This is a genomic window from Allorhizobium sp. NPDC080224 (assembly GCF_050281005.1).
In the GTDB taxonomy this organism is placed as follows: domain Bacteria; phylum Pseudomonadota; class Alphaproteobacteria; order Rhizobiales; family Rhizobiaceae; genus Allorhizobium.
On record NZ_JBNNWJ010000001.1, the window covers coordinates 1,277,730 to 1,290,975 of the forward strand.

Annotated in this window: 20 protein-coding genes; 13 read left to right on the top strand and 7 right to left on the bottom strand. The window is 65.5% G+C overall.

Translation table 11 applies throughout. The annotated features are described in order from the left end of the window. Window positions 1–352 precede the first annotated feature (352 nt). From ACQKP1_RS06350 to ACQKP1_RS06370, 5 genes are all read left to right on the top strand, one after another. Window positions 353–928 carry an HK97 family phage prohead protease gene (locus ACQKP1_RS06350; protein ID WP_427274625.1) on the top strand — a complete coding sequence of 192 codons (576 nt, stop codon included), beginning with the start codon at window positions 353–355 and terminating at the stop codon, window positions 926–928. A 5-nt stretch (window positions 929–933) separates the two neighbouring features. Next, window positions 934–2,271: a phage major capsid protein gene (locus ACQKP1_RS06355; protein ID WP_427274626.1), complete on the top strand. Its 1,338-nt coding sequence runs from the start codon at window positions 934–936 to the stop codon at window positions 2,269–2,271. A 255-nt stretch (window positions 2,272–2,526) separates the two neighbouring features. Further along, window positions 2,527–3,096: a head-tail connector protein gene (locus ACQKP1_RS06360; protein WP_427274627.1), complete on the top strand. Its 570-nt coding sequence runs from the start codon at window positions 2,527–2,529 to the stop codon at window positions 3,094–3,096. Window positions 3,097–3,098: 2 nt separating this feature from the next. Further along, a complete protein-coding gene (locus ACQKP1_RS06365) occupies window positions 3,099–3,434 on the top strand; it encodes a phage head closure protein (protein ID WP_427274628.1) in 336 nt (111 codons plus the stop codon). A gap of 341 nt (window positions 3,435–3,775) precedes the next feature. Beyond that, window positions 3,776–4,174 carry a DUF3168 domain-containing protein gene (locus ACQKP1_RS06370; RefSeq protein WP_427274629.1) on the top strand — a complete coding sequence of 133 codons (399 nt, stop codon included), beginning with the start codon at window positions 3,776–3,778 and terminating at the stop codon, window positions 4,172–4,174. 122 nt (window positions 4,175–4,296) lie between these two features. On the opposite strand, the gene ACQKP1_RS06375 is transcribed toward ACQKP1_RS06370, so the two are convergent. Beyond that, entirely contained in the window at window positions 4,297–5,520 is a 1,224-nt protein-coding gene (locus tag ACQKP1_RS06375) for an MFS transporter (RefSeq protein ID WP_427274630.1), read from the bottom strand. A 403-nt stretch (window positions 5,521–5,923) separates the two neighbouring features. Between ACQKP1_RS06375 and ACQKP1_RS06380 the strand changes: the two genes are divergently transcribed. The 3 genes from ACQKP1_RS06380 to ACQKP1_RS06390 are packed head-to-tail and all read left to right on the top strand — an operon-like array spanning window position 5,924 to window position 6,946. After that, window positions 5,924–6,331: a phage major tail protein, TP901-1 family gene (locus ACQKP1_RS06380; protein ID WP_427274631.1), complete on the top strand. Its 408-nt coding sequence runs from the start codon at window positions 5,924–5,926 to the stop codon at window positions 6,329–6,331. 7 nt (window positions 6,332–6,338) lie between these two features. Continuing rightward, entirely contained in the window at window positions 6,339–6,746 is a 408-nt protein-coding gene (locus ACQKP1_RS06385) for a gene transfer agent family protein (RefSeq protein WP_427274632.1), read from the top strand. After that, window positions 6,743–6,946 carry a rcc01693 family protein gene (locus tag ACQKP1_RS06390; RefSeq protein ID WP_203014085.1) on the top strand — a complete coding sequence of 68 codons (204 nt, stop codon included), beginning with the start codon at window positions 6,743–6,745 and terminating at the stop codon, window positions 6,944–6,946. Before ACQKP1_RS06385 ends, ACQKP1_RS06390 begins: the two co-directional genes overlap by 4 nt. A gap of 50 nt (window positions 6,947–6,996) precedes the next feature. Here the strand turns inward: ACQKP1_RS06390 and ACQKP1_RS06395 are convergent, their stop codons facing one another. Together ACQKP1_RS06395 and ACQKP1_RS06400 are read right to left on the bottom strand one after the other, a co-directional pair. After that, window positions 6,997–7,488 (bottom strand): hypothetical protein, encoded by a 492-nt coding sequence (locus ACQKP1_RS06395; RefSeq protein ID WP_427274633.1) that lies wholly within the window; start codon window positions 7,486–7,488, stop codon window positions 6,997–6,999. Continuing rightward, a complete protein-coding gene (locus ACQKP1_RS06400; RefSeq protein WP_427274634.1) occupies window positions 7,466–7,795 on the bottom strand; it encodes a nucleotidyltransferase domain-containing protein in 330 nt (109 codons plus the stop codon). The genes ACQKP1_RS06395 and ACQKP1_RS06400 overlap by 23 nt, the downstream gene beginning before the upstream one ends. A 150-nt stretch (window positions 7,796–7,945) precedes the next feature. On the opposite strand from ACQKP1_RS06400, the gene ACQKP1_RS06405 reads away from it, so the two are divergent. Beyond that, complete coding sequence (locus ACQKP1_RS06405; protein WP_203014091.1) at window positions 7,946–8,557, top strand: phage tail tape measure protein; 612 nt, start codon at window positions 7,946–7,948, stop codon at window positions 8,555–8,557. Between the two features lie 151 nt (window positions 8,558–8,708). Here the strand turns inward: ACQKP1_RS06405 and ACQKP1_RS06410 are convergent, their stop codons facing one another. Then, window positions 8,709–9,113, bottom strand: coding sequence for a type II toxin-antitoxin system VapC family toxin (locus tag ACQKP1_RS06410; protein WP_427274635.1), 405 nt, complete (start codon window positions 9,111–9,113; stop codon window positions 8,709–8,711). After that, complete coding sequence (locus ACQKP1_RS06415) at window positions 9,113–9,358, bottom strand: type II toxin-antitoxin system VapB family antitoxin (protein WP_427274636.1); 246 nt, start codon at window positions 9,356–9,358, stop codon at window positions 9,113–9,115. Before ACQKP1_RS06415 ends, ACQKP1_RS06410 begins: the two co-directional genes overlap by 1 nt. A gap of 172 nt (window positions 9,359–9,530) precedes the next feature. On the opposite strand from ACQKP1_RS06415, the gene ACQKP1_RS06420 reads away from it, so the two are divergent. The 3 genes from ACQKP1_RS06420 to ACQKP1_RS06430 all read left to right on the top strand — a co-directional run bounded on the left by ACQKP1_RS06420 (window position 9,531) and on the right by ACQKP1_RS06430 (window position 11,724). Continuing rightward, window positions 9,531–10,109, top strand: a complete 579-nt coding sequence (locus ACQKP1_RS06420; RefSeq protein ID WP_427274637.1) for an NUDIX hydrolase — start codon at window positions 9,531–9,533, stop codon at window positions 10,107–10,109. Between the two features lie 89 nt (window positions 10,110–10,198). Further along, entirely contained in the window at window positions 10,199–10,831 is a 633-nt protein-coding gene (locus tag ACQKP1_RS06425) for a phage distal tail protein, Rcc01695 family (RefSeq protein ID WP_427274638.1), read from the top strand. Next, window positions 10,828–11,724, top strand: a complete 897-nt coding sequence (locus ACQKP1_RS06430) for a DUF2163 domain-containing protein (protein WP_427274639.1) — start codon at window positions 10,828–10,830, stop codon at window positions 11,722–11,724. Before ACQKP1_RS06425 ends, ACQKP1_RS06430 begins: the two co-directional genes overlap by 4 nt. A 156-nt stretch (window positions 11,725–11,880) precedes the next feature. Here ACQKP1_RS06430 and ACQKP1_RS06435 read toward each other — a convergent pair whose 3' ends face one another. Next, on the bottom strand, window positions 11,881–12,189 hold the full coding sequence (locus tag ACQKP1_RS06435) for a type II toxin-antitoxin system RelE/ParE family toxin (protein WP_203014098.1): 309 nt from the start codon (window positions 12,187–12,189) through the stop codon (window positions 11,881–11,883). After that, entirely contained in the window at window positions 12,189–12,449 is a 261-nt protein-coding gene (locus ACQKP1_RS06440) for a CopG family ribbon-helix-helix protein (RefSeq protein ID WP_427274640.1), read from the bottom strand. The genes ACQKP1_RS06435 and ACQKP1_RS06440 overlap by 1 nt, the downstream gene beginning before the upstream one ends. A 281-nt stretch (window positions 12,450–12,730) precedes the next feature. Between ACQKP1_RS06440 and ACQKP1_RS06445 the strand changes: the two genes are divergently transcribed. Beyond that, the gene (locus tag ACQKP1_RS06445) at window positions 12,731–13,246 is read left to right on the top strand and encodes an NlpC/P60 family protein (protein ID WP_203014102.1); all 516 of its coding nucleotides are present in this window, start codon (window positions 12,731–12,733) and stop codon (window positions 13,244–13,246) included.

Consider the following 13,246-nt stretch of genomic DNA (forward strand, 5'->3'; position numbering starts at 1 on the left):
GCGCGGGCACCTCAGGGTGAGGGGGAAGGGCGGAGCGGCTATCCACCCTCCCCTTGAGGGGGAGGGTCGGAGCGAAGCTCCGGGGTGGGGTGATGGCTTCGACGCCTCCTTCTGGGTTCAGCATTCCACTCGCAGCCGCGATCACCCCCACCCGCCGCTTTGCGGCGACCTCCCCCCTCAAGGGGAAGTGGGCGGATGCGGCGGGTACGGCACCCCCTCTGTCCTCCGTCGATTGCATCGAAGCGCGGACATCTCGCCCACAAGAGGGGAGAGCGGATCACCGCCGAACGCCCACCGGGGGCCAGGTGGAATGCGCCGGCGAGACACAATCAACATCACGAGGAGACGAGCCATGCAGGCTTTGGAAACGGCGGGTGCGCCGCGGTTTTGCTATGCCGGGCTGACGCTGAAGGGCGTGGCCGGTGACGGGCGGTTTTCGGGTTATGCGAGCCTGTTCGGCGAGGTCGATCTTGGCCGCGACGCGATCGAGCCCGGGGCCTTTGCAGCCTCGCTTGCAAAGCGCGGGGCAGGCGGTGTGCGCATGCTCTACCAGCACGATCCGGCCGAGGTGATCGGTCGCTGGACCGAGATCCGCGAGGATGAGCGGGGGCTCTATGTCGAGGGCAGGCTGGCGACCGATGTCGCCCGCGCCCGCGAGGTGCATGCGCTGATGAAGGCGGGTGCGCTGGATGGGCTGTCGATCGGCTTTCGCGCGGTGAAGACCAGGAGCGACCGCAAGACGGGCGTGCGGCGGATTCTTGAGGCCGATCTCTGGGAGATTTCGGTTGTGACCTTTCCCATGCTGCCGACGGCCAGGGTCTCAAATGTCAAGCACAGGCGGTTCTACCGCGACAGGGAAACCGAGCTCGTCCGGCTGATGCGCCGGGCGGCCCGGTCGATGGCGAAGAATCACTTCACGAAAGGATAAGCGACATGGAAAACGCGATGACGGCAGGTGAGAACATGATGGTCGAAGCGGGGCAGGCAGTCGCCGCTGCAGGTGGACGCGGCGGCAAGCGGGGGAAGGGCGCTCCCGCCGGGCTGGCACCGGAGGTGAAGGCGGCACCCGATACGGTGACTTCGGCCTTTGCCGAATTCATGAGCGCTTTCGAGGCCTTCAAGGAGGCCAATGACGAGCGGCTGGGCGAAATCGAGGAGAAGCTGTCGAGCGATGTCGTCACCCGCGACAAGGTCGAGCGGATCAACAAGGCGATTGACGAGCAGAGCCGGCTGCTCGACGAACTGGTGCTGAAGAAGCGCCGCCCGGCGCTGGAGCGGCCCGGTCGTGACGATGCGGGGCTCGCCGAACACAAGGCGGCCTTCGAGGCCTATGTGCGACGGGGCGACGATCAGGCGCTGCGCGATCTCGACCAGAAGGCGCTTTCCGCAGGGGTCTCTGGCGATGGCGGCTACCTAGTGCCGTCGCAGGTGGACGAGGAGATCGGCCGCAGGCTGCGCGTGATCTCGCCGATCCGGTCGCTGGCAACGGTGCGGCAGGTCTCAGGGTCCGTGCTGAAGAAGCCCTTTGCGGCTGCAGGTTTTGCCAGCGGCTGGGTGGCTGAGACGGCGGCGCGAACCCAGACCGGCACGCCGGAACTCTCCGAACTCGCCTTCCCGACCATGGAGCTCTATGCGATGCCGGCGGCAACACAAGCGCTGCTCGATGATGCCGCCGTCGACATCGAAGCCTGGATTGCCGCCGAAGTCGACATCGCCTTTGCCGAACAGGAGGGCGAGGCCTTCGTGTCGGGTGACGGTGTGCTGAAGCCGAAGGGGTTTCTGGCTTACGACCAGGTGGATGACGGCGCCTGGGAATGGGGCAAGATCGGCACTGTCTCGACGGGGGCAGCGGGGGCTTTCGCGGCGAGCGGCGCCTCGGACGTGCTGATCAACGTGGTCTATGCGCTGAAGGCGGGCCACCGGCAGAACGGCACATTCGTCATGAGCCGCCGCAGCCAGGGCGCGGTGCGCAAGCTGAAGGATGCCGACGGCAACTATCTCTGGGCGCCACCGGCCCGCGCCGGCGATCCGGCCTCGCTGATGGGCTTCCCGGTTGCCGAATCCGAGGACATGCCCGAGATTGCGGCCAATGCCACGGCGATCGCCTTCGGCGATTTCCGCGCGGGGTATCTGGTCGTCGATCGGGTTGGAGTGCGGGTGCTGCGCGATCCCTATTCGGCCAAGCCGCATGTGCTGTTCTATACCACCAAGCGCGTCGGCGGTGGCGTGCAGGACTTCGAGGCGATCAAGCTGGTGAAGTTTGGGGTGTGAGTTTTTGACCCTCCCCTTGAGGGGGAGGGTCGGAAGCTCGGTTACCCGCACCCGCCGCTTCGCGGGACCTCCCCCACATGGGGGGAGGTGGGCCCGCCCCAGCACTTCGGCTCCCTCATGTTGAGGTGCGCGGGGAGCGCCCCTCGAACCATCCCATGTCCCAAATGATCAGGTGGCCTCGCCCTTCGAGGCCGGGCGTGGCCCGGCGCATCAGGGTGAGGGGTGCGCCTGCAATCCGCTTTCAAGGAAACTCCCATGACCATCATTGAACTCACTCCGCCCGCCGTGGAGCCGCTGACGCTTGTCGAGATCAGGGCGCATCTGAGGCTCGATACGGAGGACGAGGATGCGCTGCTCCTAGCGCTTGCCACCGTTGCCCGCGAGCATCTGGAGCGGGAGACGGGGCTGGTGCTGGCGGCAAGGGATTTCCGGCTTTGCCTCGACGACTGGCCGGCGGACGGGATTGTGACGATTGCGCGCGGGCCTGTCCGGGTGGTGACGGCAGTGACCGTCTATGACGGCGATGGTGAACCGCAGGCAGTCGATCTTGAAGGGCAGCTGCTCGATGGGCAGGCGCGGCCGGCGCGGCTCTGGTTGCGGGATGTGCCGCAGCCGGGGCGGGCGATGAACGGGATCGAGGTGGAATTTTCCGCCGGCTTCGGCGAGAGCGGCGCGGATGTACCGGAGACGCTGAAGCGGGCGATGCTTTTGCATGTCGCCGCTATGTTTGCCTGCCGGGGCGTGGTCGCGGCCGAGGCCCAGCCGGCGGTGGTGCCGCCGGGATACGACCGGCTGATTGCACCCTATTGCCGGCGAGGGCTCTGATCATGGCGATGATGGATATCGATGCCGGGCGGCTGACGGCGCGGCTGGTGCTGGAGCGGCCGGAGGCGGTGGAAGACGGGCAGGGCGGGGTAGCGATGGGCTTCGTCGAACTGGCCCGTGTCTGGGCGCTGGTCGAGCCGCGCAGCTTTGCCGAAGAGGAGAAGGGGCCGGGGCTTGTGGCGACCGTCACGCATCATGTGACGGTTCGGGCCCTTGGCCATCTCGTGGCCGGGCAGCGATTTCGCAAAGGCGCGCGGGTGTTCGAGATCCTGGCGGTGCGCGATCCCGACGAGACGGGCCGGTTTCAGCTGGCGCTGTGCCGCGAGGTGACGGGATGAGTAGCGGCGCCAGACAAGGGCGAGGGTCAGGACGAGGGCGCGGATCCGGGCCACGGGGCGTGGCGCTGGAGGAGACGGGCAGGCAACTCGCAGACATCTTGCGGCGGGCATTGGCGGTCCGTGTGGCGAAGCTGAGCAATCGGGCATCGGCGGACGGGGGCTCGATGGAGCCGGATGAGACAGCGACTGCGGGACTCGGCGCTGACGGACGCGACAACCGGGTGACCGATGAGGCGCAGACGGGCCGCTAGGCTAACGGGAGATGCGCGGACACCGGTTGCGCGCGAGGGTCACGAAAGAGCCGGTCGGTGTCGCACGGCACAGCCTCGGGAGAATGGAATATGACGAATGCGGTCAATGCCATGCTGGCGGGCCTTCAACAGGCGGTGAAGACCGATGTGGAACTGATGGCGGCGCTCGGACCCCAGGGACTGTCAGACCGGACGATCCGGCCGCAACGCTTTCCGGCACTGGTGGTGGGATCGGTCGAGGCGCGGGATTTCTCGACGGGCGAGGCGGACGGCGCGGAGATCCTGCTGACGCTTGAGGCCTGGAGTGCCGTGTCGCGGCGTGAGGCCGAGGGGCTGGTGGCGGAGTTCATGCGAGTGGCGGACGGGTTGCCCGAGATGCTCGATGGGTTTCGACTGGTCAACTTTCGCCATCGTCGGACGGTGAGCCGGCGCGAGGTGAAGACGGGGCTGTTTGTGGCCGAGGCGGGGTTTCGGGCGGTGGTGGAGTGAGATGAGGCCGGCTCTAGGTGTGACCTCATCCTGAGGTGCCCGCGTAACGCGCGGGCCTCGAAGGATCCGGTAGCAGTTTCTGTGTGGCCTCGATCCTTCGAGGCCGGGCCTTGCCCGGCACCTCAGGATGAGGGGCTGATGGTGTCCGAGACCGCGCCTTTGCTTCCCCGCTTCGCAATCACCGCCAGCGCCAGGATGGCCGCAAAGCCGGTGGCGGCGAAGAGGGTGGCGAGAACGAGGCCAGCGTCGATGCCGGCGCGGTCGATGACGGCTGTCATCAGGACGGGGGCCGTCGCATTGGCGAGGTTTTGCGGCAGAGCGAGGCGCGCCGACTGGCGGGCGAAGCGGCTGGCGGAGAAAAAGGCGAGCGGCAGGGTGGCGCGCGCAAGCGTTGTGACGCCGGAGCCGAAGCCGTAGAGCGCGGTGAACATCAGCAGGCTCGACGGCGTGCCGGACGAGAACATCAGAAGCAGGGTGGAACCCGTCAGCATGGCCATGCCGGCAAGCCCGGTGGTCACCGGCGAGGAGCGCTTGCCGAGCACCAGATCGAAGGCGCGGGCAGCAATGCCGAAGACGGCGCGCAGCGATCCGAGCTGGAGCGCCAGAGCCGGCGTGGCGCCGGAGAGTTCGAGAATATGCAGGAGCTGCGGCGAAAGGCCGAAGGTCATCAGGCTGGCGAGCGAGGTCGAGAGCGCAATCAGCAGGAAGGCAATCGTCGCCATGCGACGGCTCAACTCCAGCGGCTCCCGGGCATCCGCGGCGAGGTCCTCGGCCGAGCGGGCGATCGCGATGCGGCCGAGGGACAGATGGATCGGCAGCGCCAGAAATAGCTGTGCTGCGGCTGCTGCCAGCAGCGCGCCGCGCCAGCCGAAGGCCTCGCCGGCCAGCGTCAGCAGCGGCCAGCAGACCGCCGAGGACAGCCCGGTGAAAATCATCAGGATGCCGATGGCGCGGCGGGCGCCGTGACCCTCGCGCTCGACGACGGCGGCAAACGCCGGCACGGTGAGCGCGAACGAGCCGCCAGCTCCGAGGATCAGCCAGGCGGCGGCATAGGTGACGATGCCGGTGGACAGCGCCAGCATGGCAAGGCCTGATGCCATCAGGACCGAGCCCATGGCGAGCACCTTCGAGGCGCCGTGGCGGGCGATCAGTCGGCCGGTCCAGGGTCCGAGAAAGGCCATTGTCAGCATCATCACGGTGAGCCCGGCAAAGGCGGTCTCGTTGGCAAGTCCGAGATCGGACGCCATGGCCCGGCCGAAGACGGCCGGCATTTCATAGGTCGTGCCCCAGCCGAGGATCTGCGAGACCGCAAGCGCGGCGACGAGGAGGGTGCGGGGCATGTTCATGGGAGACTCAGGCGGATAGTTCGGGGCGGGGGTTTTCTTCTAGGCCGGTTGTAGGGTGGGCGATAGGGTAAAATCTTAGGGTGTGCGCGTGTTAGGGCGTGCCCAGTACGAGGTCCTCATGCTGAGCTGCCCGAGCCAGGCGAGGGCCTCGAAGCATCCGTCTTGTTGGTGGCCTCGGCCCTTCGAGGCCCGGCATTGCCGGGCACCTCAGGGTGAGGGGACGCATGGGTGTGCCGCTGCCACTCTCCCCTTGAGGGGGGTGACGCCGCTTCTGGCCGTGCCCATTCTGGCGAAGATCACCCCCACCCGCCGCTTTGCGGCGACCTCCCCCTCAAGGGGGAGATGCGGCGCCGTCGGCGCCTCGCCCGAAAACAATCACGGACATCATCAAAGGAGAGACGCCATGGGCGCGCAGAAGGGCAAGGATCTGTTGCTGAAGGTCGAGGAAGGGGCGGGGTTTGTGACGGTGGCGGGCTTGAGGGCGAGGCGGCTGGCCTTCAATGCGCAATCGGTCGATGTGACCGATAGTGAAAGTGCCGGGCGCTGGCGCGAGCTGCTGGAAGGGGCGGGTGTCAGGCGGGCTGGGCTCACCGGCTCCGGCCTGTTCAAGGATGCAGCGTCCGATGCGCTGATCAGGGCGGCTTTCTTTGCCGGCTCCATCCTCAACTATCAGGTGGTGATCCCGGATTTCGGCACGGTGACGGCGCCGTTTCAGGTGACGGCGCTGGATTATGCCGGCAATCATGACGGCGAGGTGACCTTCGAGATCGCGCTGGAATCGGCCGGTGCCGTTTCCTTCGCGGCACTGTGAGGTGGTCATGCGGGGCTATGATCGCGACATGCGCGAACCGGTGACCGTCAACCGCGCCAACCGCCATCGCGGCGAGGTCGAAGGCGTCATTGACGGCGAGCGGCGCATTCTGTGTCTGACGCTTGGCGCGCTTGCCGAGCTGGAGACCGCTTTCGGGGCTGACAGCCTGACGGATCTCGCGGCACGTTTTGCCGGCGGCCGGCTGAAGAGCGCCGATCTGACCCGCATACTCGCCTGCGGCTTGCGCGGCGGGGGCAACCGGGTTTCGGATGCCGATGTCGCCGATATGGTGGTCGAGGGCGGCGTGGCGGGTGCAGCGAAACTGGTGGGCGAGTTGCTGGCGTTGACCTTCGGTGTGTCGGCAGATGAGCGCCGGGTTCGCGATGAACAGGGCGAGGGCGGCACCTCCCCTTGAGGGCCGCAGGCGGGCGAGAGGCGCGGCCGTTTCCCTGGGGAACGGTGATGACGCTCGGTCTCTTCCGCCTGCGGCTTTCTCCTGAAGTTTTCTGGGGCCTGAGCCTAACGGAATTGGCGGCAATGGCGGGGGCCTTCGGTGAGCCCGCCGGCCTGTCGCGTGGCGAGGTGGAGGCTTTGATGCGGCAGTTTCCGGATTGAGCGGCGGCGACCGGTAAGCGGACTTCACGCCCTCACTCGTCGACAGTTCTTCAGAGTGAGGAGCTGTCACTTGCGAGCAGATCGTGCAGTGCTATCAGTCTCTGCGAGAAGGACGGGTACACGCGCTGCAGGCGCTCGACATTGTCGACGACTTTCTCGGGTTGGAGATCGAAACCATACTTGTGCCGAACGAGGTGGCGAAAGCCCTTGAGCTCTGTGAGCTGTATGTGAAGGTCAGGCGACAGCAGGGGAGGTCTGCGCCCCGCCAGTTCTGAGGCCATCTGGTCGAGGACATCCTGATGAAGGGTCGTCCCCTTTGGGGCTGATCCATCGAGATCGCGCGCGAGGCTCATGAGAATGTCTTCGATCCCGTTGTAGACGTTGTGGACGCCGAGAGACACAGCGGAGACGGCGCCCCAATCTCCTGCCAGAACATCCCTTCTGTGGCGATCGAAGAAATCGCTCAGCTGTCCAAGCTCCCGTTCGCAACGGTCGAGCCTTGGAGAAAGTCTGGAGAATTCAGCGAGCGTGAACGGCATCATGCAGGAGCTCTTCCACCCTGGCAGGATCAAGATCAGCTTCGAAAAGCAAATCATAGGCGATATCGGTTCCGCGCAAGTGCGAGGCGACGATTTGTTCGACCCGCAGGCGACGCGTGGGTGATAACGGACCGCGCACCAAAAGATCCACATCAGAGTGGATGCGAAAATCGCCTCGGGCCAGCGAGCCGACGGGCGTTACAACGATGCCGCCTGAACCGGCCTCCCGCACGATTGCTGCTACAACTCGCTCGGCCAAGGCGTGTCGAGGTTCAAGCCTTTCGGCGATCAGCGATTGCATACGGTTCATTTTCGTTCTCCCTGCCGCAGTCTAACGCAAGCGCGGTGCAGTCGGAAGTGGCCTCGCCCTTGAGCGTTTATGCTTCGCGGGTTCTTCAGCGGGAGGGGAAAGGGCGATGCGCGGGCGGGTCGCTGATGCTTGTGATGAAAGGATATTTCCATGACCGATGACGACACACTTTCGGTCGCCGTCGACCTCGATGCGGCGGCAGCGCTTTCCGTGCTCGACGATCTCGAAAGCCGCTCGACGAGTTTCGGCCGGGCGCTGACCTCGGCGCTCAAAGGCGCGACGACAGGCGGCAAGGGGCTGGAGGAGGTGTTGCGCGGGGTCGGATTGCGATTGACCGATATTGCGCTGTCTTCAGGCCTGAAGCCGCTCGAGACAATGCTCGGCAATGCGGCGGGCAGCCTGATCGGCAGCCTGTCTTCCGGGTTTGGATCGGCGCTGTCCGGAGGCGGGGTAAACGCCTTTGCCCAAGGCGGTGTGCCGGGACGGGTCACGCCCTTTGCCGAGGGCGGCGTGGTGGCGGCGCCCACCTACTTTCCGATGGCCGGTGGGACCGGGCTGATGGGCGAGGCCGGGGCGGAGGCGATCCTGCCGCTGAAACGCGGTGCGGACGGTGCGCTCGGGGTGGCGGCTGAGGGCGGCGGTGGCACGACGGTCATCCATTTCCAGGTGACGGCAAGCGACGCGGCGAGTTTCGCCAGAAGCGAGGGGCAGATCACGGCCATGCTGGCGCGCTCCGTGGGGCGCGGACGGCGTGGGATGTGAGTGGGGAGCGAGTAGGCAGTAGGCAGTAGGGAATGGCTTGCCCCTCATCCGACCCTGCGGGCCACCTTCTCCCCGCAGGCGGGGAGAAGGAAAGGGCGGCCGGCGTCGGAAGCTGCAATCAAGCAAACGCGGTCTGCAGACCGACCTGCACTCAGGCGACGACCTCCAGATCCGTGGCGCGAAACTCGTCGGCGGTGGCAAGCATCGGGACGCCGTGGAATTTTGCGCAGGCATAATGCAGGCAGTCGCCGAGGTTCAGGCCGTGGCGGCCATGGCGAAAGCGATGGGCGGCCTCCGAGGAGAGCCGCACCGTGTCTGCGGCTGGCGGCAGATCGCGGATGTCGATGCCGCGGGCTTCTAGAAATTCCGTCACCAGGGCCTCAACCGCAGGTACCGGAAGATCGAGCTTGTCCGGGCGGGCGAGACCGAGAACCGTTTCGAGGACCGCGACCGGGGATGTGAACGGCCGCGTGGCGGAGGCGAGCGCATCGGACACGCGCGGTGCTTCCGGCTCTTCGGACAAAAGGGCGATGATTGCACAGGCGTCGACGAACATCAGTTGTCGCCCCACATGTCATCGAAGACCGCGCTGGGAAGGGGGCTCCGGGCTTGTTCCGCCAGCACGACCTGGTGTTTTGTCCTGAGGCGCGCGGCCGTCTCAAGCGCTGTTTCGGCGCGATTGCGCCGTTCGATCGCCTCCTTCATGGCGATCACGATCGCATCGGTGATGCCGACGCCTGCCATCTCGGCAAACTGCCGCGTCAGCGCATCGGCTTCCGGATTGTTGACGTTGATGGCCATGGCGGCTCCATGTAGATGTTTTCCGCTTTCAATGTAGATGGTTGTGGCCGGTTTTCCAAGGGGCGCCACGCGCGCCTTGGGCTGCCGATCGGCGCCAAGCCTGCCATGCAATGACCGGTTGTACGACAACGGAAGTTGGGTCTACGATCAGTCGTTTCGCAGGGAGATACGCGTGGATTCGAAGTGGAGAGTTCGGCAGAGTCAGCAGGTCGTTAAGGATCGCTGGATCGATCTGCGAGCCGAGACATGTGAGACGCCTCAAGGACAAAAGATCGCTCCATATTACGTGCTCTCCTATCCCGACTGGGTGAACATTGTTGCCATCACCGAAGACCAGCATCTGGTCCTAACGCGGCAATATCGACATGCTGCCGGGCGGACTTTCCTTGAGTTGCCAGGTGGGGCGGTAGAGGACCTAGACAAGGATCTGGAGGTGGCCGCGCGGCGCGAACTGCTGGAGGAAACCGGCTACACCGCCCCGCATTTCAATCTGGTCGCCACCCGCTTTCCCAATCCTGCCTTACAGACAAACAGACTTCATACCTTCCTCGCCCTGGGTGCCGTGCGCATCACTTCACCAAACCTGGACACTGGCGAAGAGGGCATGACAGTGGAACTGAAGAGCCTGGTCGGCGATCTCGAGTGGATCGTGACCGGACTACTGGAGCAAGCCTTGCATGTCTCTTCGTTGCACACGGCGCTGATGACGGCCGGTTATCTGACAATTGTACCAAACAGCAGTTCTCGCTGATCGCTCCGATCCCTTCCCTACAAAAATCCGTCAGCACATCATGAGGCGTCCCAAGCGGGCGTGCCTCGATCTATGTCCTGGAGCCCGTCATGGCCTTTCACGAACAGCGTTTCCCGCTGCGTTTGTCGCTGTCCATGAGCGGTGGGCCGGGGCGGCAGACGGATATCGTTTCGCTCTCCAATGGCCGCGAGGCGCGCAATCGGCGCTGGCGGTTTTCGAGGCGCCGCTATGATGTCGGCACCGCGGTGCGCTCGGTCGCCGACCTGTACGCGGTGCTGGAATTCTTCGAGGCGCGCGGCGGGCAGCTGCATGGGTTTCGCTTTCGCGATCCGGTGGATTGCTCCTCGGCGCGGCCGGGTGAGGCTATAACGCCGCTCGACCAGTGGATCGGGGCGGGCGACGGCGAGACCGCGAGGTTCCAGCTCTTGAAGACCTACGGCGATGGCGCGGCGGTTGAGCGGCGGCCGGTGGTGAAGCCGGTGGCGGGATCGGTGCGGGTAGCGCTTGACGGGGTGGAGCAGACGGGTGGGTTTTCCGTCGATGCGGCCACCGGCATGGTTACCTTTGCGGCGGGTCATGTGCCGGGAGAGGGCGCGGAGATCCGGGCGGGTTTCGACTATGACGTGCCCGTGCGCTTCGATACCCACCGGATCGAGATCGATCTCGAGGCCTTCCGGGCCGGGCGCATTCCCTCCATTCCGCTGATCGAGGTGATCCCATGAGACGGCTTCCTGAAGCGCTCGCCGCTCATATCGCGACCGGCGAGACGACGCTCTGCCGGGCGTGGCGCGTGACCTGCCGCGATGGCTTCCAACTGGGGTTTACCGAGCACGACCAGCGGCTGGTCTTCGCCGGCACGGTGTTCGAGCCGGGCACCGGATTTGCGGCGACCGAGGCAAGCAGTGCGAGCGGGCTTGCGGCGCCTGGTGCCGAGGTGCGCGGTGGCTTTTCGAGCGAGGCGATCACCGAAGCCGATCTCGCCGCCGGGCGTTTCGACGGTGCGCGGGTCGAGTGTTTCCTGGTGAATTGGCACGAACCGATGGAGCAGCACGCGCTTTTTACGGTGCAGGAAATCGGCGAGGTGAGCCGCGCAGGACCGGGCTTTTCGGCGGAGCTTCGCAGCTTCGCCCATCGCCTGCAGCAGGCGGAGGGGCGGATCTATAACAGGCGCTGCGACGCCGATCTCGGCGATGACAGGTGCCGGGTGGATATGAGCCTGGCAAACCGCAGGGTCTCCGGCGTGATCGCAGATGTGCTCGCGGCCGACCGGCTGACGGTCTCAGGCCTGTCGGGTCTGGGCGAGGGGCATTTCCGGCTCGGGCATGTCAGGTTCGACGACGGCCCTCTCGCCGGCAAGCGGCTGGCGATCGAGGAGAGTAGCGCTGTGGTGGGGGGGCTGATGACGCTGAGGCTCTGGTTGCCGCTTGAGGCGCGACCGGCCGAAGGGGATGCCGTGACGCTGACAGTCGGCTGTGACAAGAGTTTTGCTACCTGTCGAGCCATCTTTGGCAACCCGCTGAATTTCCGCGGTTTTCCGCATATGCCGGGCAGCGACTTCGCCTATTCCTATGTCACCGGAGACAGCACCCATGACGGCGGGGTGTTGTATCGGTGAGGGCTGCTTTTACCCTGCCCTCATCCTGAGGTGCCCCTGCGTGCAGGGGCCTCGAAGGATACAGTTCTTTGCCTCGACCCTTCGAGGCCCGACGAGGTCGGGCACCTCAGGGTGAGGGGAAGAGTTAGGGGCCGCCAGACGATAAGGTTCTGCGCCTCAATCCTCAAAGTCGGCGTCTACTGGCAGATCCGGAGGTCGCATGCGTCCGTGACGGATCGTGACGATGACGATGCGGTCGGCTTCGATAACGTAGTCGAGCAGATAGTCGCCGATGACCAAGGTTCTGGCGCCTGGAACGGGCAGGCTTCTGGCAACCGGGCCGGCTTCAGGATGCGCGCCAAGCACGAGCCTCGCGTCCGAGATCCGTGCGATGAAGGTTTTCGCCGCCGCCGGGCTTCTCTGCTGGAGATACCGGATTTCCTTTCGAAGCCAGCTTGCTGCCGATTTCGAAAGGACGACGCGCATCAGGCGACCTTGTCGGATGCGATGCGTTCAAGGTCTTTGAGGACCTGGTCGATGTCCTCCACGTCGCCGGCGGCCACCTCTTCGAGGCCCTGTCGATAGGCGAGGATCTCCGCCCCCTCCTGCTGGAGGTAGGTTCTGAGCGCACGCACGATAACCCAGCTGCGCGAGCGCTCGGTCGCCTGCGCGATCGTGTCGATATCGGCGAGGACATCCTCGGGGATACGGAGCGCAATCGGATCAGATAGAGGTGGCTTGGTCATCGTGATCCTCCGGTACAAGCGTAATACACTGTAATACGGATTTGGTGATGGTTGAAGGGGCCTCTCGCGAGGAGGCGGGCTTCATCCTGAGGAGCCCGGCAGAGCGGGAGCCTCGCAGGATTCTGCAGCAGATCTGACCTCGACCCTTCGAGGCCCTCGCGGGGCGAGGGCACCTCAGGGTGAGGGGAAATGCTGTTGCTCGCTCTTCGCCTCCATGGCGTCGGATGCCTTTCGCACGATCCCACCGCTTCCCAATCCAACCGCCCAAACGGAGCCTCCCCATGTCCGTCAATACATCCGTCCTGGCGATTGCCGGGACCTGGGTCGGCACGCCCTATCGGCATCAGGGATCGGTAAAGGGGGTGGGCTGCGATTGTCTCGGGCTTGTTCGCGGGATCTGGCGGGAGCTTTATGGCAAAGAGCCCGAGGCTGTGCCGGCGTATCAGCCCGACTGGGCGGAGCGGGCGGGCGAGGAGCGGTTGATCCAGGCGGCCGGGCGGCATTTTCTGGCGGTTGCGTCCTTTGCGGAGAGCCGGGCGGGGGATCTCGTGCTGTTTCGTTTTCGGCCGCATCTGGCGGCGAAGCATGCGGGCATTCTGGCCTACTTGTCGCCGGAAGGCGGTGGCGGTGCGATGGACGCCAACGGGGCACGGTTGTCGGAGACGTGCGCGTGCGATCAACGGCCGCCCGATGCCTTCATCCATGCCTATGAACAATCGGCGGTGACGCTCTCGGCGCTCGTGCCGGCCTGGCGGCGCAGGATTGCCGGCATCTATCGCTTCCCCGAAAGGATCTGA